Origin of the sequence: Streptomyces sp. NPDC090106, assembly GCF_044747265.1 — a bacterium.
Taxonomy (GTDB): Bacteria; Actinomycetota; Actinomycetes; order Streptomycetales; family Streptomycetaceae; genus Streptomyces.
Map to the genome: position 1 here is coordinate 63,885 of NZ_JBIVDS010000014.1, position 14,455 is coordinate 78,339.

The 14,455-nt window shown below is 70.4% G+C and carries 14 protein-coding genes; 11 read left to right on the plus strand and 3 right to left on the minus strand.

Features of this window, described 5'->3' with window-relative positions; all coding sequences use genetic code 11:
• Positions 1-12 precede the first annotated feature (12 nt).
• Positions 13-204: a hypothetical protein gene (locus ACIPSE_RS36400; RefSeq protein WP_401671472.1), complete on the minus strand. Its 192-nt coding sequence runs from the start codon at positions 202-204 to the stop codon at positions 13-15.
• Between the two features lie 178 nt (positions 205-382).
• Here ACIPSE_RS36400 and ACIPSE_RS36405 point away from each other — a divergent pair, with 178 nt between their 5' ends.
• The 8 genes from ACIPSE_RS36405 to ACIPSE_RS36440 all read left to right on the plus strand — a co-directional run bounded on the left by ACIPSE_RS36405 (position 383) and on the right by ACIPSE_RS36440 (position 10,412).
• A complete protein-coding gene (locus tag ACIPSE_RS36405; protein WP_401671475.1) occupies positions 383-1,261 on the plus strand; it encodes a GntR family transcriptional regulator in 879 nt (292 codons plus the stop codon).
• 29 nt (positions 1,262-1,290) lie between these two features.
• Positions 1,291-2,022 (plus strand): HAD family hydrolase, encoded by a 732-nt coding sequence (locus tag ACIPSE_RS36410; protein ID WP_401671478.1) that lies wholly within the window; start codon positions 1,291-1,293, stop codon positions 2,020-2,022.
• Positions 2,023-2,195: 173 nt separating this feature from the next.
• On the plus strand, positions 2,196-3,065 hold the full coding sequence (locus ACIPSE_RS36415; protein WP_401671480.1) for a GntR family transcriptional regulator: 870 nt from the start codon (positions 2,196-2,198) through the stop codon (positions 3,063-3,065).
• A 292-nt stretch (positions 3,066-3,357) separates the two neighbouring features.
• A complete protein-coding gene (locus tag ACIPSE_RS36420) occupies positions 3,358-5,568 on the plus strand; it encodes a phosphotransferase (protein WP_401671482.1) in 2,211 nt (736 codons plus the stop codon).
• Between the two features lie 57 nt (positions 5,569-5,625).
• Positions 5,626-6,237, plus strand: coding sequence for a TetR/AcrR family transcriptional regulator (locus ACIPSE_RS36425; protein ID WP_401671484.1), 612 nt, complete (start codon positions 5,626-5,628; stop codon positions 6,235-6,237).
• A 70-nt stretch (positions 6,238-6,307) separates the two neighbouring features.
• Entirely contained in the window at positions 6,308-8,335 is a 2,028-nt protein-coding gene (locus tag ACIPSE_RS36430; RefSeq protein ID WP_401671486.1) for a HelD family protein, read from the plus strand.
• A gap of 90 nt (positions 8,336-8,425) precedes the next feature.
• On the plus strand, positions 8,426-9,289 hold the full coding sequence (locus ACIPSE_RS36435) for a GNAT family N-acetyltransferase (protein WP_401671489.1): 864 nt from the start codon (positions 8,426-8,428) through the stop codon (positions 9,287-9,289).
• Positions 9,290-9,329: 40 nt separating this feature from the next.
• Positions 9,330-10,412, plus strand: coding sequence for an ABC transporter substrate-binding protein (locus ACIPSE_RS36440; RefSeq protein ID WP_401671492.1), 1,083 nt, complete (start codon positions 9,330-9,332; stop codon positions 10,410-10,412).
• 2 nt (positions 10,413-10,414) lie between these two features.
• On the opposite strand, the gene ACIPSE_RS36445 is transcribed toward ACIPSE_RS36440, so the two are convergent.
• Together ACIPSE_RS36445 and ACIPSE_RS36450 are read right to left on the minus strand one after the other, a co-directional pair.
• Positions 10,415-11,701 carry an MFS transporter gene (locus tag ACIPSE_RS36445; protein WP_401671495.1) on the minus strand — a complete coding sequence of 429 codons (1,287 nt, stop codon included), beginning with the start codon at positions 11,699-11,701 and terminating at the stop codon, positions 10,415-10,417.
• Between the two features lie 134 nt (positions 11,702-11,835).
• Positions 11,836-12,576, minus strand: a complete 741-nt coding sequence (locus tag ACIPSE_RS36450) for a VOC family protein (protein ID WP_401671497.1) — start codon at positions 12,574-12,576, stop codon at positions 11,836-11,838.
• Positions 12,577-12,689: 113 nt separating this feature from the next.
• Between ACIPSE_RS36450 and ACIPSE_RS36455 the strand changes: the two genes are divergently transcribed.
• From ACIPSE_RS36455 to ACIPSE_RS36465, 3 genes are all read left to right on the plus strand, one after another.
• Positions 12,690-13,217, plus strand: coding sequence for a helix-turn-helix domain-containing protein (locus ACIPSE_RS36455; protein ID WP_401671500.1), 528 nt, complete (start codon positions 12,690-12,692; stop codon positions 13,215-13,217).
• Between the two features lie 26 nt (positions 13,218-13,243).
• Entirely contained in the window at positions 13,244-13,900 is a 657-nt protein-coding gene (locus ACIPSE_RS36460; RefSeq protein ID WP_401671502.1) for a hypothetical protein, read from the plus strand.
• A 159-nt stretch (positions 13,901-14,059) separates the two neighbouring features.
• Positions 14,060-14,398 carry a DUF2516 family protein gene (locus ACIPSE_RS36465; protein WP_401671968.1) on the plus strand — a complete coding sequence of 113 codons (339 nt, stop codon included), beginning with the start codon at positions 14,060-14,062 and terminating at the stop codon, positions 14,396-14,398.
• The last annotated feature ends 57 nt before the right edge of the window (positions 14,399-14,455 follow it).

Genomic DNA, 14,455 nt, shown 5'->3' on the forward strand with positions numbered 1-14,455 from the left:
CCCCCGGCGGTGCTACTGCAGGGCCGGGCCGGAGACGAGCAGCGCCAGCATCACCGCGCCGACGGAACTGACGACCGGGCTCTTGGCCTTGACGCCGATGCTGAGCAGCAGCAGACCGAGGATGCCGGCGGCGCCGTACTTCCACTGAAGGGTCTGCTCGACGCCGACGACGAACACGGCGGAGAAGAGGTAGATGACGGGCACGGGCTTCCCCCTTCGGGCGTGAGGCGGGTATCCGGGGCGAGGACGCCCGGGACGGGAGGCAAAACTTCCGCCAACTCAACCAAGTTGGCAACCAACTCTGATGTAGTTGTCCCCACTTGGCCCCTGCTTTGAAACAACTTCCGGGCAACTCCCCAGGGCTGGAACTAAGTTGTAGCGTTTGGTCGTGACCCAGGAGAACGTGGCAGTGAACGGCAGCAGAAAGCTCTCGCCCCAGGAGATCGCCGACATCCTCCGGGACCGGATCCGCAACGGTGACCTGAAGGCGGGCGACCGCCTGCCCACACAGGCCGAACTGGCCGAGGAGTTCGGCGTCGAACGCGGCACCGTCCGCCAGGCGCTCCGCGCCCTCCAGGAGGACGGGCTCCTCACGAACGTCAGCAAGGGCAGCCCACCCCGCATCGCCACCCCCGCCCCGTCCCGAGGCGAACCCCAGCCCACGATGGTGGGCCTGGCGCCCCGCCTCGCCGAGGCGTTCTCGGTCCCGAACGTCCGCGTGGACGCGGCATGCCTGACGGCGGAGAGCCTCATGGTGGCCATCGGTGAACCGGTCCGCCTCATCCACGAAGGCCGCATACGCCCGCAGTCCATCGACGTCCGCATCCTCCTCCCGTCGCGGGACATCAACCTGGCGTTCCCGGTCCCGGTGGAGGGCGGCGCCGACGAGACCGTCGTGCACGAGCGCTGGTACTCGATGCGCAACGCCCAGGCCCAGGTCCTGCGCCACAACCTCCAGGGCTTCCGCTCCACCCACGGCATCGAGGTCAGCGTCACCTTCAGGGCCCTGCCCTTCACCCCGCCCGTGAAGCTGTACCTGCTCAACGGCGACGAGGCGCTCATCGGCTACTACGTCCTGACCGAGCGCGAGGAGGAGTACGAGAGCCAGACCCTCGAGATGTACGACGCCCTCGGCTCCCAGTCCCTCCTCTTCTCCTTCGCGAAGGCGACGGGCCAACGGGACGCGGCGTTCGTTGAGGAATCCCAGAAGTGGTTCGACGCCCTCTGGGAAACCATCACGACGGACCTGACACTCTCCTAGTGACTTCTGAGACGAAGCAGACTGGTTCGGTGACAGCAGAGACAAGAAACGCTCCAGAAGAACTCGGTGAACTCCGGGAACTGATCAAGGGTGCGAGGGTCGTGCTGTGGGACTTCGACGGCCCGATCTGCCGGTTGTTCGCGGGGCATTCGGCGGACGAGGTGGCCAGGAAGCTGGTCGTGTGGCTGGAGGGCCGAGGACTGCACGGCCTGGTGACGGACGACGAACGGGAGTCACTCGACCCCCATGTCGTTCTGCGTGCCGTCGACGGCCGGCACCCGGGCAGTGACCTGGTCGCGGAGTTGGAGGAACGTCTCACCAAGGAAGAACTGCATGCGGCGTCCTCGGCGATGCCCACGCCCTACGCGGACCCGTTGATACGCACCTGGGCCGCAGTCGGCTCCCGCCTCGCCATAGCCACCAACAATTCCCCGCGGGTCGTCCGCAAGTACCTGGAGAGCCGCGGTCTGACAGCCTGCTTCCACCCCCACATCTACGGCCGCACCCAGGATCTCCATCACCTCAAGCCCCACCCCCACTGTCTCAACCGCGCCCTGAGCGCCATGGGGGCCGCCCCTTCCGCGGCTCTGATGATCGGTGACACGCCCACCGACTATCGGGCGGCCCGGAGCGCCGGTGTGCCGTTCCTGGGCTACGCGCGTAACGAGGACAAGGAGAAGCTGTTGCGAGAGGCTGGGGCCTCGTCCGTGGTCGGTTCGCTCGAGCTGGTTCGGGAACTGCTCCTGGAACGTGAGCATTGACCCCACCACCTTCCGGCTTGTGGGTAGCAACCCACCAACATGCCGTCCAATTGGACTGGTTGATGTACTGCTGGTCTGCCCAGCTCATCTGATCCCTTAACCAGTCGGCCAACTGGACTGTGCAAGTGGCCTGTTCTGGTTTGCAGGTGGCTGGTGGGCGGTACGGTCGAATCATGAGCGCACCCCGGGCCGGTGACGGCGGCAAGGAGTTCACGAGAGTCGCCGAAGAGCTCCGTGCGCGCATCGCGAACGGCACCTATCCGCTGAACTCCGTCCTGCCTTCGCAGCGTGAGCTGGCTGAGCTCTTCGATGTCTCGCGGGACACGATCCAACGGGCGCTGGGCGAACTGACCGCAGAGGGACTGATCCTGACGCGGCAGGGAAGCGGGTCACGAGTGATCAGCACTCCGCTCGTCCAGTCGCAGGTGCCCGGCCCGACGAAGTCGGCCGAAGGGACGACGCTGGGCCCCCTCATAGACGCCGTGTTCGAGAAGCAGGAAGTCCGTCTGGACGTCTTCACGCTGACATCCGAGTCGCTGGACGCCTACCTCCACCTCCAGGCCGAGCGGATCCGGCGGCGCCGAATCGCCCCGGAGCGCATCGCTCTGCGGATGCTCTTGCCCGAGGACGGGGCGAGTCTTCCCTATCCCAGGGTGAAGGACGACGCGGACGATCTTCGTCCGCAGCGGAGGCTGCACGACATCAGCCGACGGCACAGCGAATCGTTGCAGCATTTGCTTGTGGAACTGCGTGATTTGAAGCTGGTGCCGGATGTCGAGGTGGAGATCCGTCGGGTGCGGATGGTTCCCGCGTTCAAGCTGTACTTGTTCAATGACGTCGAGGCGCTGCTCGGGATGTACAACGTCATGGAGCGGACGATGACCTTGGACGATGGCGAAGCGGTGCAGGCGCTGGACGTCATCGGGCTGAGCGCCAGGCTGACCCATCACGTCAAGGACGACGACCCGTACTCTCCGGGGTCCCTCTTCGTGGCGAACATGAAGTCCTGGTACGACTCCGTATGGGATCTTCTCGCGAATTGAGCGGAGTGCACCAACGGCTCGTATTCAAGGGCGGTGGTGACCCTGAGGCCAATGATTCCAGGGGGTGTGAATGCTGTACGGTGCCCCTACCGCAACGCCGGTAAACAAAAGTTTCCGGATCGCGAGCGGAGGCCTGCAGATCAAGCAAGACCTCTGTCGAGTCCAGCCAACACGTGTCAAGCCACTCGTTGTGCGCAGCTCGAGTGTCACCCTAGGCGCGTCGCGTCCAATATCAAGGAGCACGCCCTTTCAGTCCGTGGTGTTCTAGTTCGTGCGAGTTCGGAGCGGCCCAGTGGCCCCACCCTTCGTCCCCAGCCCTGGCGGCGGGGGGAGTGCCGCCGTCGAGCGGCCTCGAATCGCTTCCTCCGAGGCGTTCGAGGAGTTCCTGCGGCATGCCGAGGCGTCGGGGAACGCCATCAGTGGATTTCACAATCGCAATCACGTTCTGCCGGTGACGGGACCTCTGGCGAGACTGATGGATCTAGCCGCCGGTACCTCGGTGATCGTGCGACGACGAAAAGCCGACGCGCTGCCCGTGGTGATCAGGACCTGGCTGAACGAAGGAGAGATCCTCCGGGCCGTCAAAGGTGTTCTGCCGCATGTGCCGGAGTGCCTTCACGAGGGGGACGGGTTCGCGATCCACAGCTATGTGGAAGGTGTTCCGCTCTCCAGCGTCTGCGACAACGGGAAACCGGTGGACCGCCTTCTGATCCAGGCGCTTGCCACTCTGCTCGCGGGAATGGCCAGGGTGCGGGGTTCGGCACTGCCGGCGCTGCCGCTGTCCTGGCCCAGCAACCACACGGACAGCCAGGGCTTCCTGCGGGCTCTGGCGGGCATGGCGGATGTACATGTTCGGCAGTCCAATTGGCCCGCATTCGGTGGACTGTTCGCGGCACTGGGAATTCCCGAGGACGCGCTGATCCGGTTTGCCGAGCGGGTCCCCACCATGGGCCGGCGTCCGTACAGCCTGCTCCACGCGGATCTTCACCGCGACAACGTGATCGTGACGTACGGCGGTGCTCCGCCCTTGATCTGTGTCGACTGGGAACTGGCGACCTACGGCGATCCTCTGCACGATCTCGCGACCCATCTGGTGCGCATGCGGTATCCGGCCCATCAGTGGGACGAGGTCATCTGCGCATGGACGGACGCGATGTCACTGGTCCGTCCGGCTGCCGTCAACGCTGTGGGCAGAGACCTTCGGAACTACGTGGCCTTCGAGCGCGCGCAGTCCGTCTACCCCGACGTCATGCGGGCCGCGATGTCACTGGAGCAGTCCTGCGACCAGAAGGGGCTGGACGAAGCCACGGCGCAGGTCCGCAGCGCCTTGGAAGCTGCCGCTGAGCCGCTCAGGCTGCGTGATGTGCCGAGCGAGCCCGAGATCGAGCGGATCCTCCTGCGCTGGCGAGCCTCCAGGCAACCTTCCGGCACGGAGTGGCGGACACTGAGCGGCCGGATCAGCTGGACCCCGGACGGGCGGGTGCCGGAGCGAGGGGACTTCCCCCACTCCGCCGTCGCCGACGCCCTCTTGCTGGAAGGGGCCGCGCCTGCGAGCAGGGTGTTCAAAGGAACCGCTCACCTCAACTCGGTGGTCCGGGTGCCCGGAGTCCCGACTCCCGTCGTGGTGCGGCGCAAGGTGGCGAACCTGTGTCGGCGCGAGCGGAGTTTCCTCAGCGAGCATTCCGTCCTGGCGCTCATCGAGAAATCGGCGGTGAAGGTTGCCGCGCCTCGGGTTCTGGCGCTGGGCGAGAGTCATGCGAAGGATCCATTCGCCATCCATACCTACGAAGGTCCTGCCGACTCGGGTCACAAGCCCGACCATCCGGTCCACGGCCTTCTGCCGCACGAGGCCGATGGTCTGATCCGTCAGCTCGCCGCCCTGACCGCGGTGGACTGCTCCCCACTTGATCCTTTCGCGGGTCAGGGGACGGACTTCTTCAACTGGCTCAGTGAACAACTTGTCCTACTGGTGGCGGAGTTGCCGAAAGAGTCACAGCAACTCGCCCGTGTGCTGGGGCTTCCCTCCGCCGCCAGGCTTCGCGAGATCCTGGCGCAGCACCATGTCAGCAGGCGCAGCGCCGCCCTGCTGCACGGTGACCTGAACCCCTGGAATTTGGTGCGACGCACCGATGCGTACGCACTGACTCTCATCGACTGGGAAATGGCGGTGGTCGGTGATCCGCTCTACGACCTGGTCCGGCACATGCACCTCACCCCGACCCGGCCGGAGATCCGGCGTCGGCTCTTCCACATGTGGACGAGGGACCTGTCCGCCGAGTTCACCCGTGGCTGGGAGCTGGACTGGCGCGTCTACCGGATGATCGAGACCGTTCGATCCGCATACATCGACCTCGACCGGCTGGTGACCGGAGCGGATCTGGACGCCCCTAACGTTCGGCGCGCCGTGGACTCGTACGCGCTGACCCTGGAAGCGGCCATCGGTTTCCTCGGTCTCTCCGTGCGGCCGCGCGTGAACCCCTACCTGGCTCGCGCGTTGGCATAGCCCGGAAGCGGCTCCGGAGGCGCGGGTCCGCCGGCCCTCGCCCCGTACCCTCACCCCATGACCACCCCCGGCCTGCGCCAGCTCAAGAAACAGCGGATGTACGAGACCGTCTCCGACATCGCCATCAGGCTGTTTCTGGAGCGGGGGTACGACGAGGTGTCCGTGGTGGAGATCGCCGCGGCGGCCGAGATCTCGAAGCCGACCCTGTTCCGGTACTTCCCGGCCAAGGAAGACCTCGTCTTCCACCGGATCGCCGATCACGAGGACGAGGCGGCGAGGGTCGTGCGGCGGGACAGGGACGTGGCGCCGCTCGTGGCGTTGCGGCGGGACTTCCTCGACGGGATCGGGCGGGCCGATCCGATCACCGGGCTCAGTGATCACCCGGCGGTGCTGGCCTTCTACGACCTTCTCTACGGCACCCCCGCCCTCGTCGCCCGCCTCCACCTCCACCTGGAACGCTCCGAGCTGGCCCTCGCCGAGGCGCTCGGCGGGGATCTGGACGCGCGGCTCGCCGCAGCGCAGATCGTCGCGGTGCGGCGCGTGCTCGCGCAGGAGAACTGGCGGCGCATCACGGCGGGGGAGGGCGTGGGCGCGGTGACATCGGACGCCTTGGCCGCTGCGGGGCTGGCCTTCGACCGGCTGGAGGCCGGGTTGCCGCAGTACGCGTGAGTGTCCGGCCAGAGCATTGATCCTCGGTTAAAAATGTAACTCGGTTACGAAAGTGGCGTACGCTCGTTCCATGACGACGCCCTCCGACCCCTCCCCCGCACCCGCCCTCACCTCCGCCCTCCACCTCGAACGCGCCCACCACGACACCTGCCGTGCCGCGCTCGCCGCCATGGTCGACGGGGCTCAGGAGCAGGTCGTCAGCGGGGTGGACGTGTCCGCGTCGGGGGCCGACGCCGAGGTGCTCGGGTACCGGTTGCGCAGCAAGGCGAAGGAGATGCGGGAACTGCCCGAAGGGCCGCTGTTCTTCGGCAAGTTGGAGTTCGGCGACGAGGGCGGCGAGCACGCCGGGCAGACGTACCACGTCGGGCGGCTCCGGGTCGGTGAGCATCCCGCCGCCCCGCCCCTCGTCGTCGACTGGCGTGCCCCCGTCTCCCGTGCCTTCTATCAGGCGAGCGCCCGCGACCCGCAGGGCGTGGCCGTGCGCCGCCGCTTCGGGTGGGCGCCGGGGAGCAAGGGGGACTCGGCCGATCTGACCGGGCTGGAGGACGAGCATCTGGGGCGCGGCGAGTCGAAGGCCGGCGGCATCGTCGTACAGGAGATCGAACGGCCGCGGGTCGGGCCCATGCGGGACATCGCCGCCACCATCCAGCCCGAACAGGACGATCTCGTACGAGGGGACCTCGCCGTCTCCGTGTGTGTGCAGGGCGCTCCCGGCACCGGGAAGACCGCCGTCGGGCTGCACCGCGCCGCCTATCTCCTCTACACGCACCCGCAGCGCATCCGCCGCGGCGGCATGCTGATCCTCGGCCCCAACCGCACCTTCCTGACGTACATCTCGGAGGTGCTGCCCGCGCTCGGGGAGACCGGGGTGCGGCAGTCGACGCTCGGGGAGGAGATCGGGCGGCACGCCGTCACCGGCGTCGACCGGCCGGACACCGCGCGGATCAAGCACGATGTGCGGATGGCGGAGGTGCTGCGGCGGGCGCTGTACGCACGCGTCTCCGCCGATGCCGCCGGGCCGGTCGTGATCCCCGAGGGGTCCTACCGATGGCGGGTGCCGGAGGAGGCCTTCGCGGCGATCGTGGCCGGGGTACGGGCGGAGGAACCGCCGTACGGCGTCGGACGGGAGCGGGTGCGCGAGCGGCTCGTCGCCCACCTGCGGGCGCGGGCGGAACGGCGCGCGGGACCACCGCCCCACTCCTGGCTGCGCCGGATGACACGCGCGGTCGGGCCGTACGTCGACGCCGTGTGGCCCCGCGTGCGGTCGGAGGAGGTGGTCGCCGAACTGCTGCGGGGGGAGCGGGAGACGGACACCCTTGAGGTGCGCGAACGGCGGGCTCTGCTCTGGGAACGGCCGCCGCGGTCCTGGAGGTCGGCGCGCTGGTCGGCCGCCGATCTCGTGCTCCTCGACGAGGTCGCCGGGCTGATCGAACACCCCGAGGGGTACGGCCATGTCGTCGTCGACGAGGCGCAGGACCTGTCCCCGATGGAGTGCCGTGCCATCGCCCGCCGGGCCGCCTTCGGATCGCTGACCGTGCTCGGTGACCTCGCCCAGGGCACTACGCCCTGGGCGGCCCGGAGTTGGGGCACCCTGCTCGCCCACCTCGGGAAACCGGACACGGCCGTCCTGCCGCTGACCGTCGGATTCCGGGTGCCGGAGGCGGTCGTCGGGCTCGCCAACCGGCTGCTGCCGCGCCTGGACGTCGACGTACCGGCCGGCCGATCCCTGCGCCGCGACGGCGAGTTGCGCCTGCGGTACGCCCCGGACGACCTGCCCGGCGCGGTCGTCGACGCCGTACGCGAGGCCCTCGCCCGGGAGGGGTCCGTGGGCGTCGTCGCCGCGGAAGCGGACGTCCCCCGGCTCCGCTCCGCACTCGGCACGGCGGGACTCCCGCCCTCCGCCCCCGACGACCTGACCGCCCGTCTCACCCTCGTACCGGCCTCCCTGGTCAAGGGACTTGAGTACGACCATGTCGTCGCCGTCGAGCCCGCCGCCATCGCGGAGGCGGAGGAACGCGGCTTGCAGCGGCTGTACGTGGTGCTCACGCGGGCGGTGTCGGGGCTGGAGGTGGTGCACGGACGGGAGTTGCCGTTCTGACGCCGTCGCCGGGGCGGGCGCGGCGGCGGGCGTCGCCCGGGGCACCCGTGCCTCGCGTGTGCGGTCGCCGGCCGTGGGACATCATGAGGGATGCGCTCAGAGGGCTGGCAGATCACAGAGGAGCTGGAGGAGTTCGTCGCGGCGGCGGAGGACTTCCTGCGGGCTGAACCCGACCGGCACAACACGCCGTTGACGATCCTGGACCGGTTGCGGCGGCGTGGGTCCGAGGGGGTCGTCTTCGGCTGGACCGAGGGCGACGGCGGTGAGGTGGGGGCCGTGTTCTACCGGCTCGGCACCGGGCGGGTGACCGTCACGCCGGTCGGCCCCGAGCAGGCCGACGCCCTCGCCGTACGGCTGGTCGGGCTCGGGGAGCGGGCCTGCGGGGTCACCGCCGATCACGACAGCGCGACCGCGTTCGCCGAGGCGTGGCGGCGGCGGACGGGTGCGGAGGCGGTGCGGGACTGGCGGGGGCGGCTGCACCGGCTCGACGCGCTCGTCCCGCCCGAGCGGATGCCGGAGGGGCGGGTCGCCGCGAGGGCCGGCCATGAGCAAGTCGTATGCTGGTGCCGCCAGTTCTGCGTCGACGTGGGCGAGCGGGCGACCGTCGACCTGCTCGACTCCGGCGCCTGGGAGGCGTCCCGGTTCGCGGACAAGCACTTCACGTTCTGGGAGACCCCGGACGGCACCCCCGTCTCCATGGCCGGATCGACCGGCCTGGTCGGCGGCATGGTCCGGGTGGACCCCGTCTCCACACCGGCCCACCTGCGCGGACACGGCTACGCGGCGGCCGTCACCGTCGAGGTGACCCGGGCCGCGCTCGCCGCGGGCGCCGAGGAGGTCGTCCTGTTCACCGACCCCGGCAATCCGACGAGCAACGCCCTGTACCGGCGCATCGGTTACGTCCCCCTGTGCGAGTACACCGGGTACGCCTTCCGCGAGGGGGCCACGGCATGAGGATGCCCGAACCCCCCGCGGGCGGCCCGGGCGGCGGCTCATGAGCGGCGCGATCCGTGTCGGCGCCCTCGCCCCGCTCACCCCTCCGGGCTGGACCGAGGCCGGTCAACACCTTCTGGCCGGACTGGAGTTGGGAATCCGGGACGTCAACGCGGGGGGAGGGGTGGGCGGTCGGGCGCTGGAGCTGGTCGTCCGGGACACGGCCGCCGATCCGGGGCGGGCCGAGGCCGCCGTGGAGGAGCTGGCCCGCCTCGGCGTCACCGCGCTGGTGGGGGAGTACCACAGCGTCGTCGCCCGGTCCGCCGCCATCCGCGCGGACGCCCTCGGCCTGCCCTTCCTCTGCTCCTCCGCCGTCCTCGACGCGCTCACCGAGCAGCCGACGGAGTGGGTCGCGCGGATCGCCCCGGCGCAGTCCCGGGGCTGGCGGATCTACGCCGACCACCTCCTCGGCCTTTCCGGCGGCCGGGGCCGCCGCGTCGCCGTCGCCACCCAGCCGAGCCTCTACTGGGCGACCGGCACCCGCGTCCTGCGCGACCACCTCACCCCGCACGGCGGCACCGTCACCGAACTCGACACCCGCGCGCTCCCGCCCGACGCCCTGTGCGACGCCCTCGTCGGGGCCCGCGCGACCGCCCTCCTGCTGCTGGCCGGGCACCCGGACCCGGTGGTGCCGATCGTCCGGGCCGTACGCCGCGACCCGCGTCTCGCGGACCTCCTGATCGGCGCCCCGGCCGGGCAGCCGGAGTTCCCCGAGTGGGCCGAACTCCTCGGGGCGGACGGCACCGGCATCCCCTTCCTGCGCCATCTGCCCGAGCGAATCGGCCCACCGGGACGCCGAGTTGAGGCCGCCCTGCGCCACCACCTGGGCCATTCCCCCTCCTTCGCCGCCTTCGAGGGGTACGACACGATCGCCGTCCTCGCCGAGTCCCTGCGCACGCACGGCACGGACCGGAAGGGCGTCGCCGCGTCCTGGGCCCACGTCGAGGCCGAGGGCACCCGGGGGCGGATCGCCTTCTCCCGGGTGCCCGGCATCGGCGTACACCAGTGGACCTGGCCGCCGGTCCAGGTGGCCGACCGCGACCCGGAGGACCCGGACCGCTTCCGGACCCTGCGCACCGGGTGACCTCACACGCCGGGCGCGGACGCGGGCAGCGTACGGCCCAGCCGGGCCAGCGGGGACAGCGCCATCACCAGGGGTGACAGCAGCATGCCCGCCGCGGTCACCAGGAGACCGGTCCGCGTCCCCCACGCCTGGGCGAGGAACCCGCCGAGCAGCGAGCCGAGCGGCGTCATGCCCATCCCGACGAAGCTGACCGTCGCCGCGGCCCGGCCCTGCATCCCGTCCGGGGTGACGCTCTGCCGTACGGCCATGACGGTGACGTTCACGAGCTGACCGAACGTCCCGAAGGCGAAGTTGACCGCGAGGAGCGCCGGCACCGTCACCGCGGAGGTGCCGTGCAGCGCGGGCACCAGCAGGAACACGCCGTCGCCGAGCGCCGCCGCGCCCACCAGGACCGTGCCGTACCCGAACCGTCGCGGCAGCCGCGCCGCCAGCACCGCGCCCAGCAGCGCCCCCGGCCCCGTCGCCGCGAGCACCAGCCCGACGGCCGTCCCCGACAGCCCCAACTCCCCTGGCAGGAAGACCAGATAGACGGTCATCACGGCCGAGAAGGAGAACTGGAAGGCCGCCGACGCGAGGCACACGGTCCGCAGCGCGGCCTCACCGGCGACGAAACGGAGGCCCTCGTGGATACGCCGCCGGACCCGGGGCGGACGCCGCGCCGAGTCCGGTCCGGGGAGCGGCTCCCGTCGGCCGATCCGCCGTACGGACAGGAACGACAGCGTGAAGAACAGGGCCGCGCAGGCGGCGGCGACCGGCGCCGACAGCATCGTCACCAGCGCGCCGCCCAGCGCCGGTCCGCCGATCTGCGCGGCCGAACGGCTGCCCTCCAGCGCGCTGTTGCCCCGCACCAGCTGGTCCACCTGGTCGCGCCGGACCAGTCGTACGAGGGAGGCCTGGTAGGCCACGTCGAAGAACACGGAGAGCGCCCCGACCGTGAACGCGACCACCAGCAACGCCGGCAGACCGAGCAGGCCGAGCAGACCGGCCACGGCGGCGGCCCCCAGCGCGAGCGCCCGGCCCGCGTCCGTCACCGCCATCACCGTGCGGGTCCGCCAGTGGTCCACCCACGCGCCGACGAACAGCGACAGCAGCAGAACCGGCGCCTGGCCCACCGCCCGCAGCACCCCCAACCGGCCCGCCCCGGCGTGCAGGGTCAGCACCGCGAAGAGCGGCAGCACCACCAGGGTCGCGTGCTCGCCCAGTTGGGAGGCCGTCTGCCCCACCCAGAGCCGGCGGAAGTCCCGGTCGCGCAGCAGGTCAGGGGCGGGGGACGAGGACGGCAGTGGCACGAGAACCCCTCCCAGCGCGCCGCGGGCAGGCGGAAGGAGCGCTCGCCGTACCGCGCGCCACCGGCGACCGCCCCTCAAGGGCGGCACGCTAACTCCCGCCCCACGGAAGGCGAAAGCCGTTTTCCCTCAGCGGGTCAGTGCGGGGCGAGGACGCAGAACTCGTGGCCGTCGGGGTCGGTCAGACACGTCCACGGCACGTCCCCCTGACCGACGTCGAGGTCGGCCGCGCCGAGCCCGCGCAGCCGGGCCACCTCCGCCGCCCGGTCGGTGTCGGGGTACGGCAGCAGGTCGACGTGGACGCGGTCCGGCACGGACTTCGCCTCGGGCGCGCGGAGGAACTCCAGGTACGGCCCGGTGCCCCGCGGGGAGCGCAACGAGGCGTGGGTGTCGGCGACTTCGCACACCGTCCAGTCCGTCGCCGTACCCCAGAACCGCGCCATGGCCCGCGGGTCCGCGCAGTCGACGACCACCGCGGCGATCGGTCCGGTGTCCCGGTAGACCTCCCGGGGCTCCAGCACGCAGAACTCGTTGCCCTCCGGGTCCGCGAGCACCGTCCACGGCACCGCGCCCTGACCGATGTCCACCCGCGTGGCACCGAGCGCCTCGACGCGGGCGATCAGCTCCGCCTGATGGGCGGGCGAGATGGTGGCCAGGTCCAGATGCGTCCGGTTCTTCACCGCCGGCTTGCCCTCCGGCACCGGGACGACGTCCACCCCGACGTACACCGGGTCCGGCCAGACGAGCCCGCCCGCGGGCCCGACGTACGTGGCCGCACCGGCGCCGTAGGCGCTCCACCCGAGCGCCTCCGCCCAGAACCGCCCGACCACCGGGGCGTCGACGGCCTTGACGATCACATGCACGGGTCGGAGCGGCATGGGGTCGATCCTATGCACGCGCCGCGCGCCCGAGGGCGCCGCCCGGCGTGGTGTGGCGCACTTTTGCAAGCGGGTGCTTGCAATAGTTAGCAGGGGTGGTGCAAGGTGGACGCATGGCATCGCTGAACGTCGGCAATCTCGGTGAGTACCTGCGCGAGCAGCGTCGCAACGCGCAGCTCTCGCTGAGGCAGCTCGCCGACGCCGCCGGGGTGTCCAATCCGTATCTGAGCCAGATCGAGCGCGGGCTGCGCAAGCCGAGCGCGGAGGTGTTGCAGCAGGTCGCCAAGGCCCTGCGGATCTCCGCCGAGACGTTGTACGTCCGCGCCGGGATCCTCGACGCCGAGCGGGACCGGGACGAGGTCGAGACACGTGCGGTCATCCTCGCCGACCCCTCGTTGAACGAGCAGCAGAAGCAGGTGCTGCTCCAGATCTACGAGTCCTTCCGCAAGGAGAACGGATTCGGGAGCGACATCGGGGACACCCCGCAGGTTCAGGAACCTCCGCAGGTTCAGGAACCTCCGCAGGCTCAGGAACCCCCGCGGGTTCAGGACACCCGGCAGGGCCAGGGCGCCCCGCAGGGTGGGGACGCCGCGGGCAGCGACACCGCAGACCCTGAAAAACCCTCACACGAACCCTCATAAAGAAAGCGACCGGGAGGACCATCACCATGGCCATCACCGACGACATCCGCAAGGCCGTCACGGACCCGACCCCGCTCTACTTCCTCGCCGGCGCCGGTGACCTCGCTCTTCAGGAGGCCAAGAAGGTGCCCGGCCTGGTGGAGCAGCTGCGCGCCGAGGCGCCGTCCCGGATCGAGGCCGTGCGCGGCACCGACCCGAAGGTCGTCCAGGAGAAGGCCCAGGCCCGCGCCAAGGAGGCAGGCGCCAAGGTCAAGGAGACCCAGGAGGCCGTGCAGGCCAAGGTCACCGACTTCCTGGCGTCCCTCGACGGGGACATCAAGAAGCTCGGCACCACGCTCGACGCCGACCTGAAGAAGTTCGGCGAGAGCGCCCAGGACTTCGCCCTGCGCAGCGTCGGCGTCGCCGCCGAGTACGCCGTGAAGGCCCGCGAGACCTACGAGAAGGTCGCCGAGCACGGCGAGCAGACCGTGAAGACCTGGCGCGGCGAGGCGGCCGAGGAGATCGAGGAACTGGCGATCGCCGTCGAGCCGAAGGCCGAGCCCGTCGAGGTCAAGGCCGAGGAGCCGAAGCCCACGCCGGTCGTGCCCGCCCCCGCGGCGGCGGCCCCGGCCAAGAAGGCCACCGCCCGCAAGACCCCGGCGAAGAAGACCACCGCCAAGAAGACCACGCCCCCGGCCAAGTAGTACGGCCGAGCAGTACGGCCGTACGGCACCGGGCAGTGGTCCGGTGGCCGGGACATCACGACCCCGGCACGGGCCGGGCACCTCTGGGGTGCCCGGCCCGTTCTACGGGTACGGTGACCGCGTAACGACGAGCCGAGTCTGGTGGTGGACGTTGTGCTGATGCAGGGCTTCGCGGGGTTGATGTGGCTGATCTACCTCGCCATGTTCGGATTCGCGGTGGTGGCCTTCGTCCTCGCCGCGGTGTTCCGTGACGACGCGTACCGGGCCGCCAACAAGCAGGGCAAGGGCTTCTGGCTGATCATCCTCGGGATCGCGGTCGTCGTGAACCTGCTGGTGCCGATGCTCTTCCTGCAGATCGCGGGCCTGATCGCCTCGATCGTCTTCATCGTGGACGTCTTCCCGGCCCTCAAGCAGGTGTCGGGCGGTCGCTGGGGCCGCCGCCAGGGCGGCGGAAGCAGCAGCGACGGCCCGTACGGGCCCTGGAACGGCGGCCGGTAGTACCCGGCAGCACCCCGCCTGCCACCGGCGTGACGGCGTGATGGACACCGGGCCGGA

Coding starts and splice junctions, on each gene's coding strand:
- ACIPSE_RS36460 (WP_401671502.1), top strand. CDS start 13,244: ATGGCCATCACCGACGACATCCGCAAGGCCGTCACGGACCCGACCCCG.
- ACIPSE_RS36425 (WP_401671484.1), top strand. CDS start 5,626: ATGACCACCCCCGGCCTGCGCCAGCTCAAGAAACAGCGGATGTACGAG.
- ACIPSE_RS36435 (WP_401671489.1), top strand. CDS start 8,426: ATGCGCTCAGAGGGCTGGCAGATCACAGAGGAGCTGGAGGAGTTCGTC.
- ACIPSE_RS36465 (WP_401671968.1), top strand. CDS start 14,060: ATGCAGGGCTTCGCGGGGTTGATGTGGCTGATCTACCTCGCCATGTTC.
- ACIPSE_RS36455 (WP_401671500.1), top strand. CDS start 12,690: ATGGCATCGCTGAACGTCGGCAATCTCGGTGAGTACCTGCGCGAGCAG.
- ACIPSE_RS36430 (WP_401671486.1), top strand. CDS start 6,308: ATGACGACGCCCTCCGACCCCTCCCCCGCACCCGCCCTCACCTCCGCC.
- ACIPSE_RS36450 (WP_401671497.1), bottom strand. CDS start 12,576: ATGCCGCTCCGACCCGTGCATGTGATCGTCAAGGCCGTCGACGCCCCG.
- ACIPSE_RS36415 (WP_401671480.1), top strand. CDS start 2,196: ATGAGCGCACCCCGGGCCGGTGACGGCGGCAAGGAGTTCACGAGAGTC.
- ACIPSE_RS36440 (WP_401671492.1), top strand. CDS start 9,330: ATGAGCGGCGCGATCCGTGTCGGCGCCCTCGCCCCGCTCACCCCTCCG.